We start from the raw sequence: 26,809 nt of genomic DNA, 5'->3' as shown, positions 1-26,809 counted from the left end.
GATCGCCGCTCACCGCCCGCGCAGGCCCAGCACCACCGAGCTCCCGGCGGCCGACGTGCCGAGCCGCGAGACCGTCACCCGCACCCGGCGCGGCGACACCCGGCGCGTCAACCGGGTCGCCACCACCTCGAGCCGCGCCTCCCGGCCGGGCGCCAGGACCGGCGTACGCCAGGTGCCGGCCCGCACCGCCGCGGTGACGTCGCGCCCGTTGGCGAAGTAGCGCACCCGGTACGACGAGCCGCCCGCCGCGCCGCGGACGACCAGGGTCGCCGGCCGCACGCTCGGGTTCGTCACCCGCAGCACCGCCGTACGGACCGCACCGCGGCGCGGCAGGCGCAGCGTCCGCTCCGCCCGCCAGGCGCCCGACGACCGGACACCGATCCCCGGCTGCGGCGAGCCGACGGTGTAGGCCCGCTCGACCGTGGTCGTGTTGCCCGCCCCGTCGACGGCCGTCACCGTGAACGTCTGCCGGCCCGCGACGCCGGTCGGCACCAGCGCCGACCAGGTGCACGACTGCAGCGTCGAGCCGCCCCGGTCGGCGCACCGCACCTGGGGCGTCACCCGGTCGCCGACGTCGTACCGGCCGGCGTCGGGCAGGGTCACCGTCACCACCGGGTCGGTGCGGTCGGGGACCTCCGCCTTCTCGGCGCGATAGCTGAGCGTCGTGGGAGCCTTGAGCTCCCACACGATGGTGCCGTCGGGAGCGACCTCGCTGACCAGCGCCTGCTGGTAGGCCGCCCAGTCGACCAGGGTGTTGCCGCCGTCGAGACGCCGCGCGGAGCCGGCGAAGTAGGCGAACCGGCCGGGCGCCGTCCAGGAGCGGACCAGCGTCGCAGTCATCGCGTCCTCGTCGAGCGCATACTCCGTCACCCGCGTCCGGACGCGGTCGACGGTCGGCCCGAGACGGTCGAGCGGGTCGACGCAGTACGACGGGTTCGCGCCCAGGACGCCCGAGCCGTTGTCGAAGACCAGCAGGTGGCCGTTCGCGAGCCGACCGACGGTGTGCTGGGCGCACGGGCCGCCGTCGGGGTCGTCGACGAAGTCGAACGAGCTCTGCCGGCCGCCGAAGCGCCACACCACGTCGCCGCGGACGAAGCCGTCGTGGTCGGACCAGGCGATGCGCAGCGCGGCGCTGAGGTGCCGGAAGGACGCCAGCACGTCGCCGTCCGGAAGCAGCTGGATCGCGTTGATGTGCGCCCAGTCCGGCGAGCTGCCGGCCGTCGTCTCGGCGCGGTCGAGGTGGTCGCCGCTGTCCCACGTGTAGACGACCTCGCCGTCCGCGTCGACCTCCTGGATCACCGCGTCGACCATGCTGCTGTCGGCGTCCGGCTCGTAGGAGACGAACAGCCGGCCGCCGTCGGGCTTGAGGATCACGTCGTGGTTGTCGGTGTTCTGCAGGCCCACCGCCCGCGAGGTCCGGACGTCGGCGAAGCGCTCGTCGAGCTCCACCAGGTTCCAGTCGCTCGCCGGGCCCGGGCGCCGGACCATCACCGTGTAGTGACCGTGCGGCGCGGGCTTGAGGTCCGACACCGACGCCCCGAAGTCGCGCAGCTGCACCGGGACGCCGTTGCGGTCGACCGCCACGGCGACCGTGCCGAGGGTCAGCATCACGTTGCCGGCGGTGACGCCCGGACCGTCGACCACCTTCGTGATCTCGGGGAAGCCGGCCGGGAGGTAGACCAGCGCGTAGGCGTGGTGCCCCGCCGCGTCGTCGACGATCACCGACACCTCGTCGCCGGCGCTCAGGCCGCTCACCTCGGTCGGGCCGCCGACCACCGCCCCGTCGACCCGGACGACGCCCGCCGGGTCGCTCGTCGACGCCGTCACCGTCAGCCGGCCCCCGGTCGGGGCCGAGGTCGCCACGGCGTACCGGCTCACGGCCGGGTCGAACGCCGGGCGCAGCGCGACGCCGTCGCCCGACACGGCCAGCGAGACGACCGGCGCCGGATCAGCCGCCGAGGCGGCCGAGGCAGCCGAGGCGAGGGCGGGGACCGTCGGGCTCAGCCCGACGAGCGCGAGGAGCAGGGCAAGCAGCAGTGGAGCACGCATGCGCTTTCCCATCGGCCCGCCCGCCACGGACCTGAGAGCCCGCACCACAAAAAGCCCGAAGGCCCCGACCGGTGCGGTCGGGGCCTTCGGAGTGCGATCAGTTGCCGCCGGTGAGCTTCTCGCGAAGCGCCTGGAGCGCCTCGTCGGAAGCGAGCGAGCCACCGTTGTCCTCGGCCGGAGCGGAGGAGTAGGAGTTGGCCTCGCCGGCCTCGATCTCGGCCTGCTTGGCCTCGGCCTGCTGCTTGACGTGAGCCTCCCAGCGAGCGTGCGCCTTGGCGTACTGCTCCTCCCAGGTCGCGCGCTGCTCCTCGAAGCCCTCGAGCCACTCGCCCGTCTCGGGGTCGAAGCCCTCGGGGTAGATGTAGTTGCCCTGCTCGTCGTAGGTGGCGGGCATGCCGTACAGCGTCGGGTCGAACTCCTCGACGTCGGCAGCCGTGGCGGTCTCGTTGGCCTGCTTGAGGGACAGCGAGATCCGGCGACGCTCGAGGTCGATGTCGATGATCTTGACCATGACGTCGTCGTTGACCTGGACGACCTGCTCGGGGATCTCGACGTGGCGCTCGGCCAGCTCGGAGATGTGGACCAGGCCCTCGATGCCCTCCTCGACCCGCACGAACGAGCCGAAGGGAACCAGCTTGGTGACCTTACCGGGAACGATCTGGCCGATCTGGTGGGTCCGGGCGAAGTGCTGCCACGGGTCCTCCTGGGTCGCCTTGAGCGACAGGGAGACGCGCTCGCGGTCCATGTCGACGTCGAGGACCTCGACGGTGACCTCGTCGCCCACGGTGACGACCTCGGACGGGTGGTCGATGTGCTTCCAGGACAGCTCGGAGACGTGCACCAGACCGTCGACGCCGCCGAGGTCGACGAACGCACCGAAGTTGACGATCGAGGACACGACACCCTTGCGGATCTGGCCCTTCTGCAGCTGGGTGAGGAAGCCGTGGCGGACCTCGGACTGCGTCTGCTCGAGCCAGGCGCGACGCGACAGGACCACGTTGTTGCGGTTCTTGTCGAGCTCGATGATCTTCGCCTCGAGCGTCTGGCCGACGTAGGGCTGCAGGTCGCGGACCCGGCGCATCTCGACGAGCGACGCCGGGAGGAAGCCCCGGAGGCCGATGTCGATGATGAGGCCGCCCTTGACGACCTCGATGACGGTGCCCTCGACGACGCCGTCCGCCTCCTTGATCTCCTCGATCGTGCCCCAGGCGCGCTCGTACTGGGCGCGCTTCTTGGACAGGATCAGGCGACCCTCCTTGTCCTCCTTCTGGAGGACCAGGGCCTCGACCTTGTCGCCCACCTGGACGACCTCGGACGGGTCGACGTCGTGCTTGATCGACAGCTCGCGCGAGGGGATGACGCCCTCGGTCTTGTAGCCGATGTCGAGCAGGACCTCGTCGCGGTCGACCTTGACGATCGTGCCGTCGACGATGTCGCCGTCGTTGAAGTACTTGATGGTCGCGTCGATGGCGGCGAGGAAGTCCGCCTCCGAGCCGATGTCGTTGACGGCGACCTGCGGCGCGTTGTCGTCGTAGCTGCTCGGGATGGCGGTCGAGAGGGTGCTGGTCATGAAGGTGGGTGATCCTTGGGTGGGCAGAAGTAGTTGGGATGATGCTTCGGCGTCCATGAGGACGCAGACATTCAAGGGTACGCGCCGCCGGACCCGTGAGTCCAACCGGCGGGGCCCCGCGCCGGCCGTCCACGGCGGCTGAGCGGGTCCGCACTATCCTCTCATCGTGCAGGACCTGCAGGAATGGCCGCATCCGCCCGTCACCGCCCACCGCCGGCCCGCCGACGAACGGGAGTCGCGCCGGGCCAACGGCGCCGACTGGGACCGGTACGCCGACGAGTACCAGGCCACCCACGGCGACTTCCTCGGTGACGTCGGCTTCCTGTGGGGTCCCGAGGGCCTGACCGAGGCCGAGGCCGGCATCCTCGGCCCGCTCGACGGCAAGGACGTGCTCGAGGTCGGCTCCGGCGCCGGGCAGTGCTCGCGGTGGATCCGCAGCGCGGGCGGGCGCGCGATCGGCCTCGACCTCTCCTACCGCCAGCTCCAGCACTCGCGGCGCATCGACGAGCAGTCCGGCGTCCCCGTCCCGAGCGTGCTCGGCACGGCCACCGACCTGCCCTTCGCCGACGGCTCGTTCGACATCGTCTTCTCCTCCTTCGGCGCGCTGCAGTTCGTGGCCGACATCGAGCGCGCGGTCGCCGAGACCGCACGGGTGCTGCGCCCGGGCGGGCGCTATGCCTTCTCGATCACCCACCCGACCCGCTGGATGTTCCCCGACGACCCGGGCGAGGAGGGGCTGACCGCGACCCAGTCCTACTGGGACCGCACGCCGTACGTCGAGGTCGACGACGCCACCGGCACCACGTCGTACGTCGAGCACCACCGCACGCTCGGCGACTGGGTGGCCGTCCTCGCCGGCGCCGGCTTCCGGCTGACGACGCTGCTCGAGCCGGAGTGGCCCGAGGGCCACGAGCGGCTGTGGGGCGGCTGGTCGGGCGTGCGCGGGCGGCTCACGCCGGGCACCGCGATCTTCGGCGCCGACCTCGCCGGGTGAGGCATCGGGGGATCTCTGACCGATCGTCAAGGAAAAGCATCACCTCCTTGGCGAAGGCTCGTTGCGAAGGGTGACTGGACACGGTCACTCCCGGGATCTCGGCTCGGGAGATCGCTGAGGGAGCGACAGGCTGCCTCAGCCTGCCCCCATGAAGCCTGGCAACAGGAGCGATCCCCCATGTCCCATCCCCTCATCCGATCTCGGCTGCTGAGGGCGGTGTTCCTCGGCACGTCGGTGTCGACGGCCGCCGCGTTCGCGGTCGCCGTGCCGTCGAGCCCGGCCCACGCCGCCGCCCCGCTGCCCGCCTTCTCCGCGGACAGCCACTCCGATCTCGTCAACCTCCGCACCGGCCTGCTCGGCGCCGACCTGGCCAACGTGTACGTCGGCCACGCACAGGTCCAGGTCGACAGCCAGGGCGGCCTCGTCGACCCCGAGGGCGGCCTCGCCGTCCCCGCCTCGGCCCGCGTCCACGCGGAGAGCTCGAACGTCGACGCGCAGCTGCTCGGCAAGAACCCGACGATCCAGACCGACGCCACCGAGGCCGTCGCTCCCCCGCCGGCCGACCCGCCGCAGAAGACCCTGCTCGACGTGCCGCTGGCGCCGCTGGCCGACGTCGGCGTGATCCGCGGCGACGTCTCGGCCCGCTACGCCGCCGACGACGCGTGCCCGGCCGCGGTCAACGGCGCCCGGCTGCTCGGCAGCGCGCGCACCGACACCGCGGGCGTGAGCCTGCTCGGCGTCCCCGGCCTCCCGGTCGCCAACGTCGGCCAGATCGGCGCGTCCTTCGTCGAGAACAAGACCGAGCTGGTCGACGTCCCCGGCCCGGGCGACGCGGTCCGCTCGACGGCGAAGCTCGACATCGCGCCGATCCACCTGCTCGGCGGGCTGGTCGAGATCCGGGTCGCGAGCCCGGTCGTCATCACCGCGACCTCCGACGGCGTGAGCGCGCCGACCACGACGGTCAGCAACACCACGGCCGAGGTGCTCGTCGGCGGCAAGAGGGTCCTCGACCTCAAGCCCGACGGCGCCACCCTGCCGGTCCCCGTCGACCTCGGCCTCGCGAAGGTCGACCTCCAGGTCGGCCTGTTCCAGGCGCAGCCGAAGATCACCGGCCGGACGGCGTCCCTCGACCTGGGCGCGGTGCTGTCGGTCGATCTCAACGTCAAGCTGCTCGGCGGCAACCTCGTCGACCTGCACCTCGGCGCCGGCCAGATGAGCGTCAGCGCGACCGCCCCCGACGGCGGCGTCCAGTGCGACGCTCCCGTGCCCGGCGACCGCGACGGCGACGGCCTCCCCGACGCCGAGGAGGCTCAGCTCGGCACCGACCCCGCCAACCCCGACACCGACGGTGACGGGCTCACCGACGGCGCGGAGGTGCACACCCACCAGACCGACCCACTCGACGCCGACACCGACGACGGCGGCGTGACCGACGGCGCCGAGGTCACCCGCGGCACCGACCCGCTGGACGGCAAGGACGACTTCCCGACCACGGACACCGACGGCGACGGCCTCACCGACGCCCAGGAGGGCCAGCTCGGCACCGACCCCGCCAACCCCGACACCGACGGTGACGGGCTGACCGACGGCGCCGAGGTCAACACCCACCACACCGACCCGAAGAAGGCCGACACCGACGGCGGTGGCGTCAACGACGGCGACGAGGTCACCCGCGGCACCGACCCGCTCGACGCGAAGGACGACCAGCCGGCGTCCGGCACCGACAGCGACGGCGACGGCCTCACCGACGCCGAGGAGGCTCAGCTCGGCACCGACCCGCACCAGCCCGACACCGACGGTGACGGGCTCACCGACGGCGCCGAGGTCCACACCCACCAGACCGACCCGCTCGACGCCGACACCGACGACGGCGGCGTGACCGACGGCGCCGAGGTCGCCAACGGCACCAACCCGGTCGACGACCCGTCCGACGACTTCCCGAACGACGACAAGGACGGCGACGGGCTCACCACCGACCAGGAGATCGCGCTCGGCACCGACCCGGCCAACCCCGACACCGACGGCGACGGGCTCACCGACGGCGCCGAGGTCACCACCCACCACACCGACCCGCTCGACCCCGACACCGACGGCGGCGGCGTGAAGGACGGCGCCGAGGTCACCCGCGGCACCGACCCGCGCGACCCGAGCGACGACGTCCCGGCTCCGGCCGACGTCGACACCGACGGCGACGGCCTCACCGACGCGGAGGAGGCCCAGCTCGGCACCGACCCGCACAAGGCCGACACCGACGGCGACGGCCTCACCGACGGCCTGGAGGTCGACGGGACGCCCGGCTGCACCGCCGGCCGGTCGACGAGCCCGCTCAAGCCCGACACCGACGGCGACGGGCTCAAGGACGGCGTCGAGGTCAAGGGGATCGACGTCAAGCAGGTCGTCTACACCAACCGCGGCCGGCCCCGGAAGGGCCACAGCATCGGCGTCGTCCGCACCAACCCGTGCGCGAAGGACACCGACGGCGACGGCCTGACCGACAAGCAGGAGGTCGACGGGATCGCGATCAACCAGAAGGTGATCCGCTCCAAGAAGAACGGCGGCGCCTACAAGATCACGGTCCGCAAGACCGACCCGACCAAGGCCGACACCGACCGCGACGGGCTGACCGACAAGCAGGAGGTCACCGGCAGCGCGAACAAGAAGTACAAGTTGCGCAAGTCGGACCCGACGGTCAAGGACACCGACTGGGGCGGCGGTCCCGACGGCAGCGAGACCCGCAACGGGTTCGACCCGAGCCGTCACGACATCTGAGCCGTTTCACCGACGCGACGTCATTCGTTCTGTGGGCGAGAGCCCACGGAACGGATGACGTTGTGTGCATCTAGGCTCCTGCGCGTGGACGCGGAGGAGATCGCCAAGTCGGCAGCACTCGAGCGGCGGCACTGGTGGTACGCCGCGCGCCGCGCGCTGGTCCGCCGTACCGTCCGGCCGTGGGCGGCCGGCCGCGCGATCGACGTCGGCTGCGGGATGGGCGGCAACACCGCGGTCCTGCGGCAGCTGGGCTGGCAGGCGGTCGGCGTCGAGTACACCGACACGGGCGCCGAGATCGCGTCCTCGCGCGGGATCCCCGTCGTCCGCGGCGACGGGCGGCGGCTGCCGGTGGCCGACGCGTCCGTCGACCTGGTGATGTCGACCGACGCGTGGGAGCACATCGACGACGACGTCGCGGTGGCCCGGGAGAGCTTCCGCGTCCTCAAGCCGGGCGGCAGGCTGCTCGTCGCCGTCCCCGCCGGGATGGACCTGTGGAGCGGCCACGACGTCGCCCTCGGCCACGTACGACGCTACGAGCGCAACCAGCTCACCGCACTGGTGGCGGAGGCGGGCCTGGTCGTCGACGACGTCTGGTCGTGGAACGTGCTGCTGCGCCCGGTCGTGCGGCTGCGGCGGCGCAAGAAGGACGCGCCGGAGAGCGAGATGGAGGCGGTGAACCCCGTCCTCAACGCGGGCCTGCGCGCGGCCGTCGGCCTGGAGCGGGTGCTCCCGCTGAAGCGCCGCCGCGGCGTCAGCCTGGTCCTGGTGGCGCACAAGCCATGACCGACGAGACCCCGGTCTGGGTGGCCGATCCGCGCATCGGCTGGCGGATCCTGCTCACCGCGACGCTGCCCGTCCCCTCGTCACCCGATGACCTGGCGGCGCCGCTGCGGCAGCTGTGCGAGGCGCAGGGCTGGCCGTACGCCGCGCCCGTCGCCGCCGCGGCGCGCGACCTCCTCGGCGACTCCGGCCCGCCGCTGCTGGTCGGCGTCGACGGGGCTGACGTCGTCCTCTCGGCCCACCACAGCGCGGTCGACGGCCTCGGCCTGCTCGCCCTGCTCGACCGCCTCGGCCTCGGCCCGGTGACCTCGTCGGCCCGCGGCGTCGGCGAGCGGACGTCGACCGGCGGTCTCGCGCGGACCGTCGCCCAGCGTCTCGGCGAGGTCGCCTTCCGCCCGCCCTCGGGCGTCACTCCCCCGGTCCGGCCGGTCGCCGACCACGGCGACGTGCTGGTGTCGGCGGAGATCCCCGGCAGCCACCGCACGGCCGACCTGGTGCATGCGGCCGCGCAGGCCGTCGTACAGCATGAGGAGGCGCGGGGCCGCACCGCACGCCACGTCGCCATCGCCATCGGCGCCGCACGCGACCAGCAGCCCGAGGCGCCGGTCCGCGACCGCAGCGTCCTGCTGCGCCTGCGCGACGTCGAGCGCCTCGACCGCGCCGGTGTCGCCGCCGCGCTCAAGGCCGCGCCGGTCCAGACGCCCCCGGTCGCCGCGCGCCGACGGCCCTGGACGCCCGTCCTCGACCGGCTCACCACCGCCGGCCTGCGCGTCCTCGGACCGCGCCTCGGCTCGACGATGCTGGTCTCGCACCTGGGCGACGTCACCGCACCGGCCGTGGAGCGGCTGGCGTTCCACCCCGTCACCGCCGGCGGCACCGGACTCTCGCTCGGCGCCGTCGGCCACGACAGCCACGACGGCCGGACCGTGCTGACCCTGCGCGCGCGGGCGTCGTCGTGGAATGACGACGGCCTCGAGCAGTTGCTCGAGGCCGTCATCTCCCTCCTCGTGGAAACGGGACGCATGCGTCCCTGAGAGGAGCCTTGGGAGGCGGGGCGGTCAGACCCCCGCCAGCGCCCGGTCCTTCTTCTTCTGTGCGCCGTTGCCGACACCGTCGTGCGCCGAGCGGCTCAGCACCACGCCGAGGCCGAGCAGCAGCGCGCCGACGACCAGCATGATCAGCGGCCAGGTCAGCTGGAGGCCCTTGAGCATCGTGGCGTTGGACTTGCCGTCGCTGACCAGGTCGGCGACCTGGGCCTTGGTGTACTGCACGGTGCCGGTGAAGGCGGGAACGCTCACGCCGTCGTAGCGCAGCTCCTGCACGCGGTTCTCGACGCGGTTGACCGGCGAGCCCGACTGCGGCTCGACCCAGAAGGTGCGGGTCATCTGGTACCACATCTCGGCCTGGACCGACGCCTCCTTCGAGCCGAAGACGGAGCCGGGGACCTCACGGGTCTCGATCATCGTGTCGGGGATGGTCTGCACGAACTTGTAGACGGTGAGGCCGTCGAGCTTCTCCTCGCCGGCGAACTTCGCCGTCGTGGCCTTGCCCAGCGCGTCGTCCCACACCGGGTAGCCGTGCTTCTGCGTGCCGAAGGGGAACTTGTAGACCTGCCCGTGGCGGGTGACCGGCTCGCGGTCGCCGGCGGCGACCTCGGTCCAGGAGTCGCAGGCCTTGCAGTCGACGGCCGCGCCGGACTTGGCGTCGAACGGCGCCCGCTCGCGCGACTGTTGGAAGATCGAGCCGTCGGCGCGCTTGACCGTCGTGGAGTTCACCCACACCACGTCGCCGTCGGGCGCCTTGGCGCCGCTGTCGGCGATGGTGCGCGAGGAGATGTCGAGGTCGCTGGTCTCCGGCGCGAGGACCTCCGGGTCGCTGTTGAAGATCTGGGCGCCCTTGGCCTCGAGCTTGGTCACGCCCTCGTAGTCGGCCGGCACGGTGGCCAGCGACGGGTAGGCGTAGAAGCGGACGAGTGCCGCGGCGACGATCAGGAAGACACCGAGTCCCACGGACACGTGGGCGAGCTTGCTGCGCATGGCGGAGATACCTCTCAGACGGCCACGCGAGCGTCGCGTGGGTGACGGTCGGGCTGCGCGTCGGCAGACCCGAGGAGCGAAGCGGTCAGGTCACAGGCGTTGCGGCGCATCTGCGACCAGTCGAACTTGTGCGCCCAGGCGCTGCACGCCTCGGCACGGAGCTGGCGGGTGGCGGGGTCGGCGGCCGCGACGAGGGCGTCCTCGAGCGCGTCCGCGAGCCGTCGTACGACGTCGGGCGCGGCGCCGTCGGGCACCAGCCAGCCGGTCTCACCGGACCGGATCGAGTCGCGCAGGCCGGGCACGTCGCGCGCCACGGTCGGCACGCCCCAGGCGGCGGCGTCGATGACGGCCTGGCCCCAGCCCTCGGCGTCGGAGGCGCAGACGTGGACGGAGGCCCGCGCCAGCAGGGCGTCCTTGACCTCGTCGGCGACGAAGCCGTGGAAGACGACCCGGTCGGCGAGGCCGCGCTCGGCGACCAGCGCGACGAGGGCGTCGTGCTCGGGTCCCTTGCCGATGACGTCGACCCGGAGGTCGCGGCCCGCGAGCGTGCTGCGGGTGCGCACCCGGTCGATGGCCTCGACGACCAGGTCGACCCGCTTGTGGGTGACCAGGCGGCCCAGGACGACGATCCGGTCGGGGTCCTTGGCCGCGGCGTCGAGCGCCTCGGGGGCCGGGACGGCGGCGCCGTTCTCGAGGATCCGGATGTCGCCGGTCCAGCCGAGCTGGCGGCGCATCTCCTCGCGCGTCGAGCAGGAGACCGCGGCGGTGACGTGGTGGCGGTAGACCCGGCCCATCGCGACCCGCTCCAGCCAGCGCCCGAAGGCGGCGACCGGCGCCGGGAAGTGCGCGCCGAACTGCGCCTGGTGCACGTGGTGCACGATCAGCAGCGCCGGGGTGCCGCGCCGCAGGACGAGCGGCGAGAACGACGGCAGCCCGCCGGCCGGGTCGATCACCGCGTCGATGCGACGCCGGTGCCGGAGCAGCCAGCCAAGCGCGAAGAGGTAGAACGTCAGCGCGCCCCCGCCCCGCCGTACGGCGATCCCGTCGCGGGTCTCGCGCGCCGACTGTCCCGCGTCGCGCGCGGTCACGAAGCGGACGTCGGCGCCCGCCTCGTGCAGCGCCCGGGCGTACTGCCAGGCGTAGATCTCCGCGCCACCGGCGAGCGAGTGGTCGCGGTCGCGCCAGTTGACGATGACGACGCGCTTGCCCGCGAGGGCCTCCGCGGCGCTCATCACACACTCCCTGCCGGCAGGGCGGCGGGAGCCGGCAGCGGCATGGGGGACCGCGTGCCGCCCGCCACCCTGCCGGGCTCGGGCGCCAGCCCGCGGCAGCGCCAGGCGATGCGCGCGAGCTCGGCGAACGCCCCGGCGCCGTGGCGCGCGGGGACGAAGGTCGACCCGGGCACGTCGGTCCAGGTCACCGGGATCTCCTCGACGACCGCTCCGGCCGCACGCAGCAGCACGAGCAGCTCGACGTCGAACGAGAAGCCGGCCGTCCGCAGCCGGCGGGCGGCCCGCCGGGCCACGTCGCCGCGGAAGAACTTGAACCCGCACTGGGTGTCGGCGACGCCGGGCACCAGCCGTCCGGCGAGCCGCCGGTACGCCGCGGCGCCGGCCGAGCGGGTGCGGCAGTGCCGCGCCTCGGTCAGGCTGCCCGCGACCGCGCGCGAGCCGATCACAACGTCGGAGCCGAGCAGCATCCGCCGCCAGGCCTCCTCGATCGCGTCGAGCCCGGTCGCGCCGTCGGCGTCCATGAAGCACACCAGGTCGGCGTCGGTGGCGAGCAGGCCCGCCCGGACCGCGGCGCCCTTGCCACGGCGTACGCACCGCACCACCCGGACGGGCAGTGCGGTGGAGTCGGCCGCACGGGCCACCTCCGCGGTGCGGTCGGTGCTCGCGTTGTCGACGACGAGCACCTCCACCCGGCCGAGCACCCCGCGGTGCGCCGCCACATGGCGACGCAGCTCGCGCAGGGTGCGCGGCAGCCGGCGTTCTTCGTTGTACGCCGGAATCACGATCTGCAGCATCGGACCCTCCCAAGCCGTCTGCTCAGACGTCCCCCTCCCAAGGGACGTATGACGGAACCGCGCGCGACCCGAGTCAGGGCGCGGTGAAGGTCCTACTGATCGGCGTAGCTGTAGAGCTTCTCGTTGCTGACGGGCTTGGCGTCATTGTTCTGCGCGACGTTGACGCCGGCGACCAGCACGACGGTCGAGGTCAATGCCCCGACGGCGATGGCAATCAAGGTGTTCATGCGCAGGTCCCCTCCCAAAGACCGGCACAGAGCATTCACTCCCCATGACTTTCATGATTGTGATGCTCGTTACTTCCAGACCGGAGTATCCATGCGGCACCGAGCAAAAGCAAAAGAATCGCTGAAGAATGACCGATCGACACAAGTAACTGCCGCTCGGGGCCCGCTTCCTGGTGCGCCCGGTCTACCGGCCCGTTCGCGGCGAGGTCGACGAGGGTGAGTCCCCCGCCGTCGTAGACGACCGCTCCGACCGGTACGACGACGTCGGCCATGCCCTGCTCGACGAGCACCCAGCGCACGCCCAGAGCCCGCAGCCGGGCGCCCGGATCGGGCGCGGCCAGCGCGGCCGCGACGGCGACGACGCGCGGGTCCTCGGGCGGCACGATCACGTCGCGCAGCAGCACCCGGTCGTCGATGAGCACGGTGCCGGGCAGCGAGCGCGGCGCCGGGTCGAGCACGGCCCGGCGGTGGTTCCAGTCGAAGCCGCGGTAGAGGCCCGCCCAGGGCAGCACGACGGTCGTGTCGTGGGCGCCGATCCGGTCGGCGACCTCGTCCCACGCCTGCGGGTACGACGAGCGCTGCAGCTCGCCGAGCGCGCCCCACGCCAGGCTGGGCAGCAGCATGAGCGGGGCGACGACGACCAGTGCGACCGCGCTCCACAGCGCCTGCCTGCCCGGCCGCACCTGTGCGCGGATCTCGGCCACCGCCGATGCCGCACCGACCGCGAGCACCAGGCCGAAGGGCGCGAGGAAGCGGTGGGAGTCGCGCAGCAGCGCCAGCCCGGGGACGTGGTCGCCGATGGTCTGCAGCAGGTCCGCTCCCCCGGGGACGACGGGCAGCAGCGCGAGCGCCACGGAGATCGCGCCGAGCAGCAGCCAGCGACCGCCGTCGGAGACACGCCGCAGGCCGGCGAGTGCGACGCCGCTGAGCACGCAGGACAGCAGGACCAGCAGGGCGCTGGTGCGCTCGGCCGGCAGGATCGAGGTCTTCCAGATGCCGCCGAGGGAGAGCACGCTGGCTGCCGTACCGGCTGTGGACTCGGCGCGCGCCGCGAAGCCCGCGAACACCCCGTCGACGCTGACGTGGACGGCGTCGGCGGTGAGCGCGGGCACCAGCCAGGTGAGGTTGGCGCCGAGCGCCAGGACGGCGACCTGCAGCCACCGCACCGCGTCGCGACCGAGCGCGAGCACGGCGAGGACGCCGACCGCCATCACGCCGCTCGAGGGGCTGCACACAGACGACGCGACCAGCACGACGGCCGCCGGCCCCCAGTCCCGGCGGTCGGCGCGGAGCCGCAGCGCGGCGAGCGCGACCCACGGCAGCAGGAGATAGCCGAGCAGGATCGCCCACTGCCCGATCAGCAGCCGCTCGTAGACCCACGGATTCCAGCAGCAGAGCGTGATCGCGGCCGCGCGGGCGTACCAGGGCAGCTCCGGCCGCAGCCGGGTGACGAGCCGAGCGATGCCGAGCCCGCCGGCGAGCAGGCCGCCGAAGAGCAGCAGCCGCTGCACGATGCTGCCGGGGACGACCTGGGTGACCAGCGAGATCAGCGCGTCCATCGGGACCGCGCGCGGCAGTGAGCCGTCGAGGCCCAGCCAGGCGGACTTCCAGGGCTGGTGGGGCACGAAGACCATGTCGCCGACCAGCCAGAAGCCGCCGCCGAGCAGCAGCGGCCCGAGGATCACCAGGGTCACGCCCAAGGTCACGAGCAGGTCGGGGCCGGGTCGCCTCACGGCCGCTCCGGCCGGTGGGTCAGGGCCGCGGCCAGACCGAGGGCCAGCGCGGCGCCGGTGACCAGGTCGACCGCCGCGGGCGGCCGCTGCACGGTGTGCTCGAGCAGGACGACGAGCGCCACCAGCGCGCCGAGCAGGGTGACGCCGACGATCGCCTGGACCAGCCGCGGCCGACGGGCCAGCAGCACGCCCGCCACGGCCGCGGGCGCCGCGACCGAACCGCCGATCAGCAGGCCGGCGACCCCGGCGATCACGACCTCGGCCGCGAGCGGCAGGCGACGTCGGGGCGTGGGCTCCGCCGTCACCGGGGAGTCCGGCCTGCGGCGGCGGACCAGGAGCGTCAGCGCGCACAGCAGCACCGCGCCGAGCACCAACAGTCCCCCGATCAACCCGACCAGATAGCTGCGTTGCGGCGCGAAGGTGAGCTGGACGTCGCCCGACAGCCCGGCCGGGACGACCCATCCCTGCGCCCAGCCGTCGACGGTGATCCGCCTCAGCCGGTGCCCGTCGAGCGTGGCGACCCACCCGGCGTTGACGTTGTGGGGCGCGGAGAGGATCGCGTCCTCACCGGGTCCGACCCGCAGCCGCACGCGCGCGTCGTCGGACGAGAGTAGCCGCAGGTCGCGGGAGCGCTCGGCCTGCGGCAGGGCCGCCGTACCGCCGTGGGTGGCGGTGAGCGTGAGCCCCACCGGCTGGAACTGCTCGGTCGAGCGCAGCTCGACGTGGTGCTCCCCCGCGGCCAGGTCGAGCCGCCGCTCGCCGCACGGGACGACGGCCAGCCGGCCGCCGGCGACCACGTCGCCCGTCAGTCCCTCGACCCGCGTCTTCACCGGGCGGCCGTCGATCTCGAGCTCGGGGCCGTAGCCGCAGACCGAGCCGGTCGGCGCCGCCCCGTCGATCGGTACGGCGACCCGCGCGCCGCCCAGCGACAGGTCGCCGATGCCCAGCGGCTGTCCGGTGGTCGGCGTCGACCGGCTGAAGGTGATGGTGATCCGGCGGGCGCGCAGCGGCGCGAAGCCGCCGTAGCCGCGCAGGTCGGCGTCGCGGACCTGGGCGGCGCCGGCACCGGTCTCGGCACGGATCACCGCGTGGTCGGGCAGCGTCGCGGCGCCGGCCGGGGCGGTCACGCTGAGCCGGCGCAGGGTCCGCTCGCGGCCGAGGTCGACGGTCAGCGTCGGCTCGGGATCGCGCGGGTCGGCGATCCACGACGTGGCCGGGTCGCCGTCGTAGGCCATGCGTGGGGAGACGGTCGGGTCCTGGGCGAACCACGACGAGCCGGTCATCCGGACGCCGTGCTGCGGCTGCACCAGCTCGAGCGTGCCGGGGCGGCTGCGCGCGATGACGAGTCCGCGCAGCCTCCACGAGCCCGCCGCGTCGAGGCGGAAGGTGCGGTCGATGCCGGTCTCCTCCTCGGACGCGCGGCGCCGGTTGCGGTCGCAGTCGGGCCCGAGCAGCGTCGTCACGCAGGCGCGCAGCGCCGGCTGCGCGTCGAAGAGCAGGTCGGGCGACCCGTCGGTCGCGGTCGTCGGCAGCACCAGGGTGCGGGTCGGGTGGATGCCGTCGATCGTCAGCTCGGCCAAGCCCACCGCCGAGTCGCGGGTCGGCGCGGCGAGGACCTCGACGCGGATCCGGTCGGCGCGGACGCCGAGGTCGACGCTCCCCCGGCCGGTGAACGGATCGGTCGTCACCACACGGCTCTCGCGTCCGGCGGTGACCCGCCAGCGGCCGACGTGGTCGAGGCCGAGCTCGGCCGTCGGCTCCTGCAGGGTCACCCGGCCGATCGGGCGGGTGCCGTCGAGGCGGACCTCCAGCCACTGGCCGCGCGGGTCCTGCAGCGGCATCGGCTGCCAGTACGTCGCCTCGGAGCCGTCGAGCGCCGACCACGGCGCATTCTCCGGCTGCACCGGCCCGAGCGTGCTCGCCCAGCCGCGCGAGCTGGACGCTTCGATGCCGGCCACGCCGCCGCCGTACCGGGCGACGACGGGCTTCGCCCCCGGCGCGCCGGGATAGTTGGGCAGCACCCGACCGGCGCGGTAGCGCTCGCCCGGCGCCATCACGTTGCTCTCGGCGTCGTGGATGCGGCCGAACGCCCGCTCGCGCAGGCGGTACTCGTCGCCGACTACGAGCGCCTTCCGGTCCCAGCCGGCCGCGCCCGCGAGCACGATCGGCTGCGCCGGGCCCACCAGCCCGGAGCCGACCGCGGCCACCGCAGCCTCGACGGATCCGGCCACGGTGACGGCGTCGTCCACGTCGCGGAGGTCGTAGCCGCCCGTGTCGGTCTCGGTGCCGACGGACCGCTGCACCTCGTAGACCTCGATCGCCGGGCCGAAGGTGAGCTTGCCGAAGGTCCCGACCCGGTCGAGCCCGGGCGAGCGGGCCAGCGCGACGCCGACCAGGCTGCCGGAGGTGACCTGGGAGACCTGCGGCTCGAGGTCGTGACGGACCAGGACGTGGTCGATGCCCATCCGGTCGAGCATGTTGCGCAGGTACGGCGATCCCGAGCCGGTCTCGAGGAAGGACTCCAGCGCCGACAGCACGCGGATCGTCTCCGGCGGCGTCAGCGGCACCTGCGAGCGGGTGACCCACGGGCTCTCGGCGACCGCCTCGAAGGGCTCCTCCATGGTCCAGCCCCACTGCTGGATGCCGAAGCCGGAGCCAGGGATCACCCACGTGGTGCCGGCGTCGTGGTCGCGCAGGTAGCGCGCCGCATCGGTCCAGTACGACGGGATCCGGTCCCAGCCCGGCGTACGGGTGTCGGCCGCGGCGATCGGCTGCGCCGCGGCGACGAGACCGCCCAGCAGCGCGACGACCACACCGGCGGCGGCCACCCGTCGGGGCAGGTCCCGGGGCAGGCGCCGGGCCGGGTCGCTGGGCAGGCCGCGGGGTCGCGCGAGGGCGCGCACCGCGTCGTCGACGAGCACGCCGACGCCCACGCACAGCGGGACCCGCAGCACCGGATCGGCCTTGGGGACGTTGCGCAGCGGCGCGAGGGGCCCGTCGAGGAGGTCCTGCAGCCACTGGCCGATCGGGCTGTCGAGCGGGCCGGTGTGGGCGATCACCTGACAGGCGATGCCGAAGGCGGCTGCGAGCAGCAGCGGCGTCCGCAGCGGGCCGCGCAGCCGGAGCAGGCCGATCACGCCGAGCACGGCGAGCAGGCCGGTGCCGAACACCAGCCACGGCTCGTAGGCGAGGTCGTAGCCGGCCGGCCACCACCGCTGGCCCCCGACCGTCAGGTAGCCGACCCAGTTGCTCGCGCCGCGCAGGGTCGCGGCGAAGCCGGAGGTGCCGGTCGTCGTACGGGCGTCCTCGACGAAGTCGTAGAAGGGCGGGCTGTAGGCGCCCAGCCGCAGCAGCGCGATCGCCCACCACGCGCTCACCGCTCCGATCAGCGCGAACCAGCCGAGGCCGAAGCGCCACGACAGCCGGTGCTGCCACACCGACCAGACGACGACGATCGCCAGCAGCGCTGCCGGTGCGGCGGTGGCGGTGCCGTTGACGCCTCCCCCGCAGGCGAACGCGGCGGCCGAGAGGACCGCCGCATGGCGCGGGGGCATCCGGCGCTGCCAGGCCAGCACGATGGGCAGCAGCGCCCACGGCAGCACCGCGCCCGGCAGGATCTCCGCACTGCGGACGCCGAGCTCGGTCACCGCCCGCGGCACCAGTCCGTAGGCCAGGCCGGCCACCGCCGCGCCCCACGGGCCGATGGCCAGCGCGCGGGCGAGCCGTCGTACGCCCTCGCAGGCGACGATCAGGACCAGCACCGACCACAGCCGCTCGGACAGCCAGCCGGGCACGTGCGCCGCGTGGAGCAGCGCGTAGAAGGGGCCCTGCGGGAAGAGGTAGCCGTAGGCCTGGTTCTGCAGCTCGCCGAGCGACACGCCGGGGTTCCACAGGTGGAAGGTCCCGGCGAGATAGCGCCCGGGGGTCTCGGTGAGCTCGAGCCGGGTGTCGTTGGTGGTCTCGCCCCACTTCTCGACGACGACGAGGAGCGCCAGCGCGGCGTACACGGTCACCAGGAGCGCGCGACAGCGTCGCTCGTCGGTCCCCTGCATGCCCGCCTCCCTCTCCGCCTCGTGGCGGGCCTCACCCTATGCGGAGTCGGGTCGACTTCCCGGAACCCTCGGCCCACCCCCTAACCTGCTCTGGTGACGACGACCGCCCGCATTGCCGAGTCGCGCCTGGGCCGCCTGCTGCGCTCGAGCGCCGGCATCGCGATCGCGATCGCCGTGATGAACGTCGGCACCTACGCCTTCCAGATCATCTCCGCACGCCTCCTCGGCCCGCCGGAGTACGGCGCCGTCGCCGGCATGATGGCCCTGCTCATGGTGCTGTCGGTGGTCCAGCTCGGGCTGCAGGCCACCTGTGCGCGGCGGATCTCCGCCGACCCCGAGCATGTCGCGGTCATCGAGGCCGCGGTGCTGAAGACCTCGTGGCGCGCCGCGGGCGTGGTCGGCGTCCTCGCCGTCATCGCCTCGCCGCTCGCATGGAAGCTGCTGCACCTCGACGGGCCGCTGCCCGCCGTCCTGCTGGCGCTGTCGGTCGTCCCCACGACCGTCATGGGCGCCCAGGCCGGCGTCCTGCAGGGCGAGCGGCGCTGGCTGCCGCTGAGCCTGGTCTACATCGCCGTCGGCGCGCCGCGCGTGCTGATCGGCGCCGTCTTCCTCGTCGCCTCGCCCACCGAGACCAGCGCGATGCTCGCCGTCCTGGTGTCGTCGTGGGTGCCCGTGGCCGTCGGCGCGTGGGCGCTCGGCCGCCACGAGCGGCACCCGTCGACCGTCAGTGAGTCGGAGATCCGGCGCGACGTCCTGCACGAGACCATCGGCAGCTCGCTCGCCCTGCTCGCCTTCGTCGCCCTCTCGAACCTCGACGTCGTCGTCGCCCGCAGCACCCTCGGCGAGCACCACGCCGGCCTCTACGCCGGCGGCCTGATCGTCACCAAGGCCGTGCTCTTCCTTCCCCAGTTCGCCGTGGTGATCCTGTTCCCGTCGATGTCGACCGACGGCGAGAGCCGCGCCGCCGTCCTCAAGGGGCTGGGCTTCCTCACCGCGCTCGGCTCGGCGTGCGTGCTCGCGACGTACCTCCTCTCCGACGTGGCGCTGATCTTCATCGGCGGCAAGGAGTACGCCGGCGTGCAGGACCGGCTCTGGCTGTTCGCCGTCCTCGGCGCGCTGCTGTCGGTCCTGCAGCTCCTCGTCTACGCCGGCCTGGCCCGCCGCGGCGTCGCCACCAAGTACCTCGTCGCGCTCGGCGTCGTCGCGCTGATCGGCCTCGGGTCGCTCGCCTCGTCGGTCACCAGCCTCGCCATCACCGTCGCGTGCGTCGACACCGCGGTGCTCGTCGTACTGATCGCACTCCAGATGCTGCGCCACCGGGCCGACGCGGAGTCCACGCCTGCTGCGTAGGGCGGCGAGCAGGCGAGCTACGAACGATCCACCCCGCCGCACCACCCCGCGCCACAACCCGCCCACAACGCTCATCGGCGCGGATCCGATGAACCAGGTTCACGCAATCCCCGCCGATCACCCTCTGCGGGCCGACCGGGCGAGCGAAGCGAGCCAGGAAGGGGCGGCCGCGTCAGCGGCGGCGCGAGCGAACCGAGCCAGGGGCGGCCGCGTCAGCGGCGGCGCGAGCGCAGCGAGTGCCGACAACCGAGCCGCCAGCCGACCGGCCGGGCCCCGCAGTCAAGGACGGCCGAAGGCCGCCGCGAAGCGGGCCGAGCGCAGCGAGGATCCTTGACGGCGGGAGCCGGTCGGCTAAGCGCGGCCGCCCACCAACCCCGTAGACACCAACCCGCACCACACCCAGCTCCGCCAGAGTCGTGTGCCTGACAACCCGCCCACACACGTTCTCAGGCACACGACCCACCAAAGAAGCGGCGGCCGCGTCAGCGGCGGCGCGAGCGCAGCGAGTGCCGGCAGACCGCGTCGCCAGCCGACCGGCCGGGACCCGCAGTCAAGGACGGCCGAAGGCCGCCGCGCAGCGGGCCGAGCGAAGCGAGGATCCTTGACGGCGGGAGCCCGTCGGCTAAGCGCGGCCGCCCACCAGCCCCGTTACACCAGCCCGCCGCGCCATCCCCCAACTAGCTCATCGGCGCGAGCCAGTTTCTGCCGGGTCGGCGCGTTTGCAGAGCCAGTTTGTGCCGGGTCGGCGCGTTTGCAGAGCCAGTTTCTGCCGGGTCGGCGAGCAAGGCCCCGCAGCCGGCAGCAGTCCTAGTGCGCCGCCTCGTGCCACGACCGCCCGGTGCCGACGGAGACGTCGAGCGGCACGGTCAGGTCGGCCGCACCGGCCATCTGCGCGCGCACCAGCGCGTCGAGCTGCTCGCGCTCCCCGTCGGCGACCTCGAACACGAGCTCGTCGTGCACCTGCAGCAGCATCCGCGACGCCAGCCCGGCCTCGCGCAGCGCGGCGTCGGTGCGGAGCATGGCGACCTTGATGAGGTCGGCGGCCGAGCCCTGGATCGGGGCGTTGAGGGCCATCCGCTCAGCGGCCTCGCGGCGCATCCGGTTGTCGCTGGTGAGGTCGGGCAGGTAGCGGCGGCGGCCCATGATCGTCTCGGTGAAGCCGGCCCGGCGCGCCTCGTCGACGACGCCGGCGAGGTAGTCGCGGATGCCGCCGAAGGTCTCGAAGTACTCCTTCATCAGCCCGCTCGCCTCACCCGGGTCGATGCCGAGCTGCTGCGAGAGGCCGAAGGCGGACAGGCCGTAGGCGAGGCCGTAGTTCATCGCCTTGATCTTGGCGCGCATCTCGGGCGTGACCTCGTCGGGCGCGACGTCGAAGACGCGCGAGGCGGTCTCGGCGTGGAAGTCGCGGCCGGAGCGGAACGCCTCGATGAGCAGCTCGTCCTCCGAGAGGTGGGCCATGATCCGCATCTCGATCTGGCTGTAGTCGGCGGTGAGCAGCGAGTCGTAGCCGCTGCCGACGACGAAGCTCTCGCGGATCCGGCGCCCCTCCTCGGTGCGGACCGGGATGTTCTGCAGGTTCGGCTCGGTGCTGGAGAGCCGACCGGTGGCGGCGATCGTCTGGTGGAAGGTGGTGTGGATCCGGCCGTCGGGCTGGACCGTCTTGAGCAGGCCCTCGATGGTCTGCCGCAGCCGGATCACCTCGCGGTGGCGCAGCAGGTGCAGCAGGAACGGGTGCTCGGTCTGCTTGAAGAGCCCCTGCAGCGCGTCGGCGTCGGTGGTGTAGCCGGTCTTGGTGCGCTTGGTCTTGGGCATGCCGAGCTCGTCGAAGAGCACGACCTGCAGCTGCTTGGGCGAGCCGAGGTTGATCTCCTTGCCGATGACGGCGTACGCCGCCTCCGCCTCGCCGCGGACCTCCTCGCCGAAGTGCGCCTCGAGGCCCTCGAGGTGCTCGATGTCGACCGCGATGCCAGTCTTCTCCATGCCGGCGAGGATGCCGACGAGCGGCATCTCGACCTCGGTCAGCAGGTTGCGGCCACCGGCCTTCTCGACCTCACCCGCCAGCTCGGCGGACAGGTCCAGCGCGGCGCGGGCCTGGACCATGGCGCTGCGGGCGACATTGGCGTCCTCGTCGAAGAGCATGCCCTGGTCGTCGTCGCCGGCCTGGGCCAGCTCACGGTGGAGGTAGCGCAGGCTGAGGTCGGCGAGGTCGTAGGAGCGCTGGTCGGGGGCGACCAGGTAGGCGGCGAGGGCGGTGTCCTCGACGACGCCGGCGAGGTCCCAGCCCTGGGCGGCCAGCGCGAGCAGCGGGCCCTTCGCGTCGTGCAGCACCTTGGGCCGCGCCGCGTCGGCGAGCCAGGCGGCCACCGCGGCGTCGTCGGCCGGCGTCAGCGTCTCGACGTCGACGTACGCCGCGCGGCCGTCGGCGAGCGCCAGCGCCAGGCCGTTCACCCGGCCGGTGCCACTCCCCCAGGTGCCGCGCACGCTGAGGCCGATCTGCTCGGCGCCGACCGCGTCGAGCCAGGCGCCGACCGTGTCGGGAGCCAGGGTCGCGCCGTCGAGCTCGACGCCGGCCTCGACCGGGGCGTCCTCGTTGGGCGCGACGACGTCCATGATCCGGGTGCGCAGCTCGCCGCGGAACTCGAGCTCGTCGAGCAGCTCGAGCGCGGAGGCGCGATCCCACTCGGTCAGCACCAGGTCGTCGACCTTGATGCCGAGGTCGAGGTCGCGGACCAGCGCGTTGAGCCGCCGGTTGCGGATCACGTCGCCGAGATGCTCGCGGAAGGCCTCGCCCTTCTTGCCGGTGATCTTGTCGGCCTGCGCGATCACGTTGTCGAGGCCGTCGTAGGTGTTGATCCACTTCGCCGCGAAGCCGGCGCCCACGCCGGGGACGCCGGGCAGATTGTCGGACTGCTCGCCGACGATCGCCGCGAGCTCGGGATAGCGGTGCGGCGGGACACCGTACTTGTCCTCGACGAAGGCGGGCGTCATGCGGGACAGGTCGGACACGCCGCGCATCGGGTAGAGCACGGTGGAGCGATCGGTCACCAGCTGGATGGAGTCGCGGTCGCCGGTGAGGATGAGCACCTCGAGGCCGCTCGTCTCGTCGGCCAGCGCCTGGGTGACGAGGGTGGCGATGATGTCGTCGGCCTCGTAGCCGGGGTGCTTGATGTACGTGATCGAGAAGCTGTCGAGCATCCGCTCGATGAGCGGCAGCTGGCTGCTGAACTCGCCCGGCGTCTTGTTCCGCTTGGCCTTGTACTCGGAGTACTCCTCGGTGCGGAAGGTCTGCCGCGACACGTCGAAGGCCACCGCCACGTGGGTCGGCTGCTCGTCGCGGAGCACGTTGACCAGCATCGAGGTGAAGCCGTAGACCGCATTGGTGTTCTGCCCGGTCGCGGTCGAGAAGTTCTCGACCGGCAGCGCGAAGAAGGCACGGTAGGCCAGCGAGTGGCCGTCGAGGAGCAGGAGGCGCGGCGGACGGTTCGTGTCGGTCACCCGGCGACTCTACCGATCCGGACCGACACTCTCCGACGCCACCGTGGTCGCTATCGTCGAGCCATGACGAGCCCCGTGCCGAGCACCGACGAATCCGGCGAGATCGCCGCCTACCTGCGCGCCAACATGGGCGCGCTGAACGAGCGGATGGGCATCGAGCTGGTCGAGATCTCCCCCGACCGCGTGGTCGCGACGATGCCGGTCGAGGGCAACACCCAGCCCTACGGCCTGCTCCACGGCGGCGCGTCCGTCGTCCTCGCCGAGACGCTCGGCTCGGTGGCCGCCGCGATCAACGCCGGGCCCGACCGGTTCGCCGTCGGCACCGACATCAACGCCACCCACCACCGCTCGGCGACCTCCGGCAAGGTCACCGGCGTCGCGACGCCGCTGCACCGCGGCCGCACCATGGCCAGCTACGAGATCGCGATCACCGACGAGGCCGGACGGCGCGTGTGCACCTCCCGGATCACCTGCGCCCTGCTCGAGCGCGACCCCAGCCCGCAGGGCTGAGCGGGCCCGCGTCAGGCGGGCGTCAGGCCTGCTCGGGGTCGGGCAGCGCGAGCCGCTCGGCCCGGGCCCGGCGCAGCGAGCGCCGGGTGGCGAGCACCCGGCTGCGGGCGCCGCTCTCGGCGCCGAGCTGCGGGCGCGCCGGCGAGACCCGGCTGCGCAGGACGGCGGTCGGGGCGACCCGGTACATGACCACCGGCGCCAGGCCGAGGCGCGCCATGAACCGGTTGGCCTCGCGTGAGGCGTGCGGTACGGCGGTCACTACGTGCAGGATGCCGTGCTCCTCGGCGAAGGCGGCCGCGGCGTCCATCAGGGCGCGGCCGACGCCGTGGCGGCGGTACTGGTCGAACACGCGCGGGTGGATCGACTGCACGCACGGCTCGAGGTTGATCGGCGAGAGCGTGGCGATCCGCAGGTAGACCGCGCCGGCCACCTGGCCGTCGTACTCGACGACGACGACGCGCTGCTCGGGCGAGGCGGCGGCGCCCTTGACGATGAGCTCGAGGTCGGCGACCTGCTCGGACGGGTCGGCCCGTCGTACGGCGTCGCTCCAGAGGTCAGCCAGCACAGCGGCGTCCTCACGCGTGGCGACGCGTGTGGTCAACGAATAGCGGCTCATCGGGCCCGGCCTCCTCACCCCAAGACGACACACCCACGGAAACGCCCGGCGGGCGATCCGGGGCGCAACACTACGCCCCCGCCCCGGCGCTCGACAGGGGGACCGCTCACGTCATCTCGAAGTCATCCGATGTTCTCGTATACGAGACACGAAACAACTTTTCGTGCCTCGCTGGCGGCCCGAGAGCCTCGCTCCAGGCCGTCGGAGAGGCCTAGAGTGCCGCCATGCGTACCACCCGTATCACCGCCCTCGCGCTGTCCACCCTCACCGTCCTCGCCTTCGGCGCGTGCGGCTCCTCGGACAGCGGCAAGACCGCCACCGGCGCGAACGTCATCTCCAAGGGCACGCTCACCGTGTGCTCCGACGTGCCCTACCCGCCGTTCGAGGACTTCGACAAGACCAGCCCCAGCGGGTTCAAGGGCTTCGACGTCGACATCGTCTCCGACATCGCCAAGCAGCTGAAGCTCAAGCTCAAGATCCAGGACTCCTCCTTCGACGCCCTGCAGAGCGGCCAGGCGCTCAACGCCGGCCAGTGCGACCTGGTCGCCTCGGCGATGACGATCACCGACGACCGCAAGAAGAACCTCGACTTCTCCGACGGCTACTACGACTCCAAGCAGTCGCTGCTGGTCCCCGACAACAGCAAGATCGCCTCGATCAACGACCTCAAGGGCGTCAAGGTCGGCGTCCAGCAGGGCACCACGGGCAAGACCTACACCGAGCAGAACGCCAAGGGCGCCGACATCGTCACCTTCCCGAGCGACGCCGAGATGTACCAGGCGATCAAGGCCGGACAGGTCCAGGCGCTGCTGCAGGATCTCCCGGTCAACCTCAACCACGTCGCCGACGGCGGCTACAAGATCGTCGAGACCTACAACACCAACGAGCAGTACGGCCTGGCCATCAAGAAGGGCAACGAGCAGCTCGTCAAGGACGTCAACAAGGCGCTGGAGAAGATGCACAGTGACGGCAGCTACGACGCGCTGTACAACAAGTACTTCGAGGTGAAGTGAAGCGCACGACGCGGCGCCGGCTGAACATCTGGGGCATCAACCTCGCCGTCGTCGTCGTCATCGTCGTCGTCGCGCTGATCGCCGACTGGGGCAAGATCCACCACAACTTCTGGAACCCGGGCGGCGTCAGCCTCGGCAGTGACGGCAACTGGGGCGACCTGATCACCATCGGCGCGGTCAACACGGTCAAGTACACCGCGATCGCGTTCATCCTCGGCCTGGTGCTCGCCGTCGTCCTGGCACTGGCGCGGCTGTCGCCGATCGCGACGCTGCGTTGGATCTCGACCGCGTACGTCGAGTTCTTCCGCGGGCTGCCGGCGCTGATCGTGATCATCTTCATGGGCACCGGCCTGCCGATCGCGTTCGGCTGGACGCCGCCGGGCGGCCTGGTCGGCGCGGGCCTGATCGCACTGATCATGGTCGCGGGCGCCTACATGTCCGAGACCCTGCGCGCCGGCATCCAGGCGGTGCCGAAGGGCCAGACCGAGGCCGCCCGCTCGCTCGGCATGAGCGGCGGGGCCACGATGTTCAAGATCGTGCTCCCCCAGGCGTTCCGGGTGGTGATCCCGCCGCTGACCAACGAGTTCGTGCTGCTGATCAAGGACACCGCGCTCCTGTCGATCATCGGCGCCACGGTCGGCGACCGCGAGCTCACCAACGTCGCTCGGGACTTCCTGTCCTCGGGAGCGTCCGCCGGCACCGCCACCAGCCTGATCCAGGCCGCGCTGATCTACCTCGTGATCACGATCCCGTTGACCCAGCTCGTGGCCTGGCAGGAGCGCCGGCAGAGGAAGGCGACCCGATGAGCACCCAGCCCACCATCCAGCCCGCGACCGCGCACGGCGAGCCGATCCCGGCGATCGCCGTCCGCGGCCTGCACAAGTCCTACGGCCACCACGAGGTGCTGTCCGGCATCGACTTCTTCGTCGACACCGGCCAGGTCGTCTGCGTGATCGGCCCGTCGGGCTCGGGCAAGTCGACCCTGCTGCGCTGCGTCAACCGGCTCGAGGAGCCGACGTCCGGCGAGATCCTGATCGAGGGCGTCGACATCTGCGACCCCGAGACCGACCTCGACGCGACCCGCTCGCGCATCGGCATGGTGTTCCAGCAGTTCAACCTGTTCCCCCACCTGTCGGTGCTGAAGAACCTCACCCTGGCCCAGCGCAACGTACGCAAGCGCAGCAAGGACGAGGCGGTCGAGATCGCCCGCCAGAACCTCGCCAAGGTGGGGCTCTCGGAGAAGGAGTCGGCCTACCCGGCGCACCTCTCCGGCGGGCAGCAGCAGCGCGTGGCGATCGCCCGCGCGCTGTCGATGAAGCCCGACATGATGCTCTTCGACGAGCCCACCAGCGCCCTCGACCCCGAGCTGGTCGGCGACGTCCTCGCGGTCATGAAGGAGCTCGCCCAGGAGGGCATGACGATGATGGTCGTCACCCACGAGATGGGCTTCGCCCGTGAGGTCGGCGACAAGCTCGTCTTCATGGACGGCGGCGTCGTGGTCGAGGAGGGCCGTCCCGTCGACGTCCTCTCCAACCCGCAGCACCAGCGCACCCAGGCGTTCCTGTCCAAGGTGCTCTGACCCGCCCGTA

The 26,809-nt window shown here is 72.7% G+C and carries 19 protein-coding genes; 9 read left to right on the top strand and 10 right to left on the bottom strand.

All coding sequences use genetic code 11. The features are described 5' to 3' along the window. Positions 1-9: 9 nt before the first annotated feature. Positions 10-2,049 carry an aryl-sulfate sulfotransferase gene (locus tag AB4880_RS04010; protein ID WP_367917912.1) on the bottom strand — a complete coding sequence of 680 codons (2,040 nt, stop codon included), beginning with the start codon at positions 2,047-2,049 and terminating at the stop codon, positions 10-12. 97 nt (positions 2,050-2,146) lie between these two features. Further along, on the bottom strand, positions 2,147-3,619 hold the full coding sequence (gene rpsA / locus AB4880_RS04005) for a 30S ribosomal protein S1 (RefSeq protein WP_367917911.1): 1,473 nt from the start codon (positions 3,617-3,619) through the stop codon (positions 2,147-2,149). 166 nt (positions 3,620-3,785) lie between these two features. Here rpsA and AB4880_RS04000 point away from each other — a divergent pair, with 166 nt between their 5' ends. The 4 genes from AB4880_RS04000 to AB4880_RS03985 all read left to right on the top strand — a co-directional run bounded on the left by AB4880_RS04000 (position 3,786) and on the right by AB4880_RS03985 (position 9,196). After that, positions 3,786-4,613: a class I SAM-dependent methyltransferase gene (locus AB4880_RS04000; protein ID WP_367917910.1), complete on the top strand. Its 828-nt coding sequence runs from the start codon at positions 3,786-3,788 to the stop codon at positions 4,611-4,613. A 177-nt stretch (positions 4,614-4,790) separates the two neighbouring features. Then, positions 4,791-7,382 (top strand): binary toxin-like calcium binding domain-containing protein, encoded by a 2,592-nt coding sequence (locus tag AB4880_RS03995; RefSeq protein ID WP_367917909.1) that lies wholly within the window; start codon positions 4,791-4,793, stop codon positions 7,380-7,382. A gap of 84 nt (positions 7,383-7,466) precedes the next feature. Then, positions 7,467-8,165, top strand: coding sequence for a class I SAM-dependent methyltransferase (locus AB4880_RS03990; RefSeq protein ID WP_367917908.1), 699 nt, complete (start codon positions 7,467-7,469; stop codon positions 8,163-8,165). Next, complete coding sequence (locus AB4880_RS03985; protein WP_367917907.1) at positions 8,162-9,196, top strand: hypothetical protein; 1,035 nt, start codon at positions 8,162-8,164, stop codon at positions 9,194-9,196. Before AB4880_RS03990 ends, AB4880_RS03985 begins: the two co-directional genes overlap by 4 nt. 24 nt (positions 9,197-9,220) lie before the next feature. Here the strand turns inward: AB4880_RS03985 and pgfA are convergent, their stop codons facing one another. The 6 genes from pgfA to AB4880_RS03955 all read right to left on the bottom strand — a co-directional run bounded on the left by pgfA (position 9,221) and on the right by AB4880_RS03955 (position 18,236). Next, entirely contained in the window at positions 9,221-10,198 is a 978-nt protein-coding gene (gene pgfA, locus AB4880_RS03980; protein WP_367917906.1) for a cell envelope lipid trafficking protein PgfA, read from the bottom strand. Positions 10,199-10,212: 14 nt separating this feature from the next. Beyond that, positions 10,213-11,430, bottom strand: coding sequence for a glycosyltransferase family 4 protein (locus tag AB4880_RS03975; RefSeq protein ID WP_367917905.1), 1,218 nt, complete (start codon positions 11,428-11,430; stop codon positions 10,213-10,215). Then, positions 11,430-12,224: a glycosyltransferase gene (locus AB4880_RS03970; RefSeq protein WP_367917904.1), complete on the bottom strand. Its 795-nt coding sequence runs from the start codon at positions 12,222-12,224 to the stop codon at positions 11,430-11,432. Before AB4880_RS03970 ends, AB4880_RS03975 begins: the two co-directional genes overlap by 1 nt. Before the next feature lie 92 nt (positions 12,225-12,316). Next, positions 12,317-12,451, bottom strand: coding sequence for a hypothetical protein (locus tag AB4880_RS03965; protein ID WP_367917903.1), 135 nt, complete (start codon positions 12,449-12,451; stop codon positions 12,317-12,319). Positions 12,452-12,486: 35 nt separating this feature from the next. Then, entirely contained in the window at positions 12,487-14,184 is a 1,698-nt protein-coding gene (locus AB4880_RS03960) for an MmpA family trehalose lipid delivery protein (RefSeq protein WP_367917902.1), read from the bottom strand. Further along, complete coding sequence (locus AB4880_RS03955; protein ID WP_367917901.1) at positions 14,181-18,236, bottom strand: alpha-(1->3)-arabinofuranosyltransferase domain-containing protein; 4,056 nt, start codon at positions 18,234-18,236, stop codon at positions 14,181-14,183. Before AB4880_RS03955 ends, AB4880_RS03960 begins: the two co-directional genes overlap by 4 nt. Before the next feature lie 93 nt (positions 18,237-18,329). On the opposite strand from AB4880_RS03955, the gene AB4880_RS03950 reads away from it, so the two are divergent. Continuing rightward, positions 18,330-19,586 carry a lipopolysaccharide biosynthesis protein gene (locus AB4880_RS03950; RefSeq protein WP_367917900.1) on the top strand — a complete coding sequence of 419 codons (1,257 nt, stop codon included), beginning with the start codon at positions 18,330-18,332 and terminating at the stop codon, positions 19,584-19,586. Positions 19,587-20,393: 807 nt separating this feature from the next. On the opposite strand, the gene polA is transcribed toward AB4880_RS03950, so the two are convergent. Further along, entirely contained in the window at positions 20,394-23,081 is a 2,688-nt protein-coding gene (polA, locus tag AB4880_RS03945; RefSeq protein ID WP_367917899.1) for a DNA polymerase I, read from the bottom strand. Between the two features lie 63 nt (positions 23,082-23,144). Here polA and AB4880_RS03940 point away from each other — a divergent pair, with 63 nt between their 5' ends. Further along, positions 23,145-23,591, top strand: a complete 447-nt coding sequence (locus AB4880_RS03940) for a PaaI family thioesterase (protein WP_367917898.1) — start codon at positions 23,145-23,147, stop codon at positions 23,589-23,591. A 22-nt stretch (positions 23,592-23,613) separates the two neighbouring features. Here AB4880_RS03940 and AB4880_RS03935 read toward each other — a convergent pair whose 3' ends face one another. Then, entirely contained in the window at positions 23,614-24,156 is a 543-nt protein-coding gene (locus AB4880_RS03935; protein WP_367917897.1) for a GNAT family N-acetyltransferase, read from the bottom strand. A gap of 275 nt (positions 24,157-24,431) precedes the next feature. Here AB4880_RS03935 and AB4880_RS03930 point away from each other — a divergent pair, with 275 nt between their 5' ends. Genes AB4880_RS03930 through AB4880_RS03920 form a run of 3 tightly spaced genes read left to right on the top strand, consistent with a single transcriptional unit; the run spans position 24,432 to position 26,799 of the window. Then, on the top strand, positions 24,432-25,220 hold the full coding sequence (locus AB4880_RS03930; protein WP_367917896.1) for an ABC transporter substrate-binding protein: 789 nt from the start codon (positions 24,432-24,434) through the stop codon (positions 25,218-25,220). Continuing rightward, a complete protein-coding gene (locus AB4880_RS03925; RefSeq protein ID WP_367917895.1) occupies positions 25,217-26,026 on the top strand; it encodes an amino acid ABC transporter permease in 810 nt (269 codons plus the stop codon). Before AB4880_RS03930 ends, AB4880_RS03925 begins: the two co-directional genes overlap by 4 nt. Beyond that, on the top strand, positions 26,023-26,799 hold the full coding sequence (locus AB4880_RS03920) for an amino acid ABC transporter ATP-binding protein (protein ID WP_367917894.1): 777 nt from the start codon (positions 26,023-26,025) through the stop codon (positions 26,797-26,799). Before AB4880_RS03925 ends, AB4880_RS03920 begins: the two co-directional genes overlap by 4 nt. The last annotated feature ends 10 nt before the right edge of the window (positions 26,800-26,809 follow it).

Source organism: Nocardioides ginsengisoli, assembly GCF_039537225.1.
Taxonomy (GTDB): Bacteria; Actinomycetota; Actinomycetes; order Propionibacteriales; family Nocardioidaceae; genus Nocardioides; species Nocardioides ginsengisoli.
The sequence above is the reverse complement of the archived record's forward strand: the minus strand, read 5'-3'. Positions and strand labels throughout refer to the sequence as shown.

Excerpts from the sequence above, each read along its gene's own strand:
- AB4880_RS03955 (WP_367917901.1), bottom strand. The coding sequence starts at position 18,236 with ATGCAGGGGACCGACGAGCGACGCTGTCGCGCGCTCCTGGTGACCGTG.
- AB4880_RS03965 (WP_367917903.1), bottom strand. The coding sequence starts at position 12,451 with ATGAACACCTTGATTGCCATCGCCGTCGGGGCATTGACCTCGACCGTC.
- AB4880_RS03920 (WP_367917894.1), top strand. The coding sequence starts at position 26,023 with ATGAGCACCCAGCCCACCATCCAGCCCGCGACCGCGCACGGCGAGCCG.
- AB4880_RS03970 (WP_367917904.1), bottom strand. The coding sequence starts at position 12,224 with ATGCTGCAGATCGTGATTCCGGCGTACAACGAAGAACGCCGGCTGCCG.
- pgfA (WP_367917906.1), bottom strand. The coding sequence starts at position 10,198 with ATGCGCAGCAAGCTCGCCCACGTGTCCGTGGGACTCGGTGTCTTCCTG.
- rpsA (WP_367917911.1), bottom strand. The coding sequence starts at position 3,619 with ATGACCAGCACCCTCTCGACCGCCATCCCGAGCAGCTACGACGACAAC.
- AB4880_RS04010 (WP_367917912.1), bottom strand. The coding sequence starts at position 2,049 with ATGCGTGCTCCACTGCTGCTTGCCCTGCTCCTCGCGCTCGTCGGGCTG.
- AB4880_RS03930 (WP_367917896.1), top strand. The coding sequence starts at position 24,432 with ATGCGTACCACCCGTATCACCGCCCTCGCGCTGTCCACCCTCACCGTC.
- AB4880_RS03940 (WP_367917898.1), top strand. The coding sequence starts at position 23,145 with ATGACGAGCCCCGTGCCGAGCACCGACGAATCCGGCGAGATCGCCGCC.
- AB4880_RS03975 (WP_367917905.1), bottom strand. The coding sequence starts at position 11,430 with ATGAGCGCCGCGGAGGCCCTCGCGGGCAAGCGCGTCGTCATCGTCAAC.
- AB4880_RS03995 (WP_367917909.1), top strand. The coding sequence starts at position 4,791 with ATGTCCCATCCCCTCATCCGATCTCGGCTGCTGAGGGCGGTGTTCCTC.
- AB4880_RS03985 (WP_367917907.1), top strand. The coding sequence starts at position 8,162 with ATGACCGACGAGACCCCGGTCTGGGTGGCCGATCCGCGCATCGGCTGG.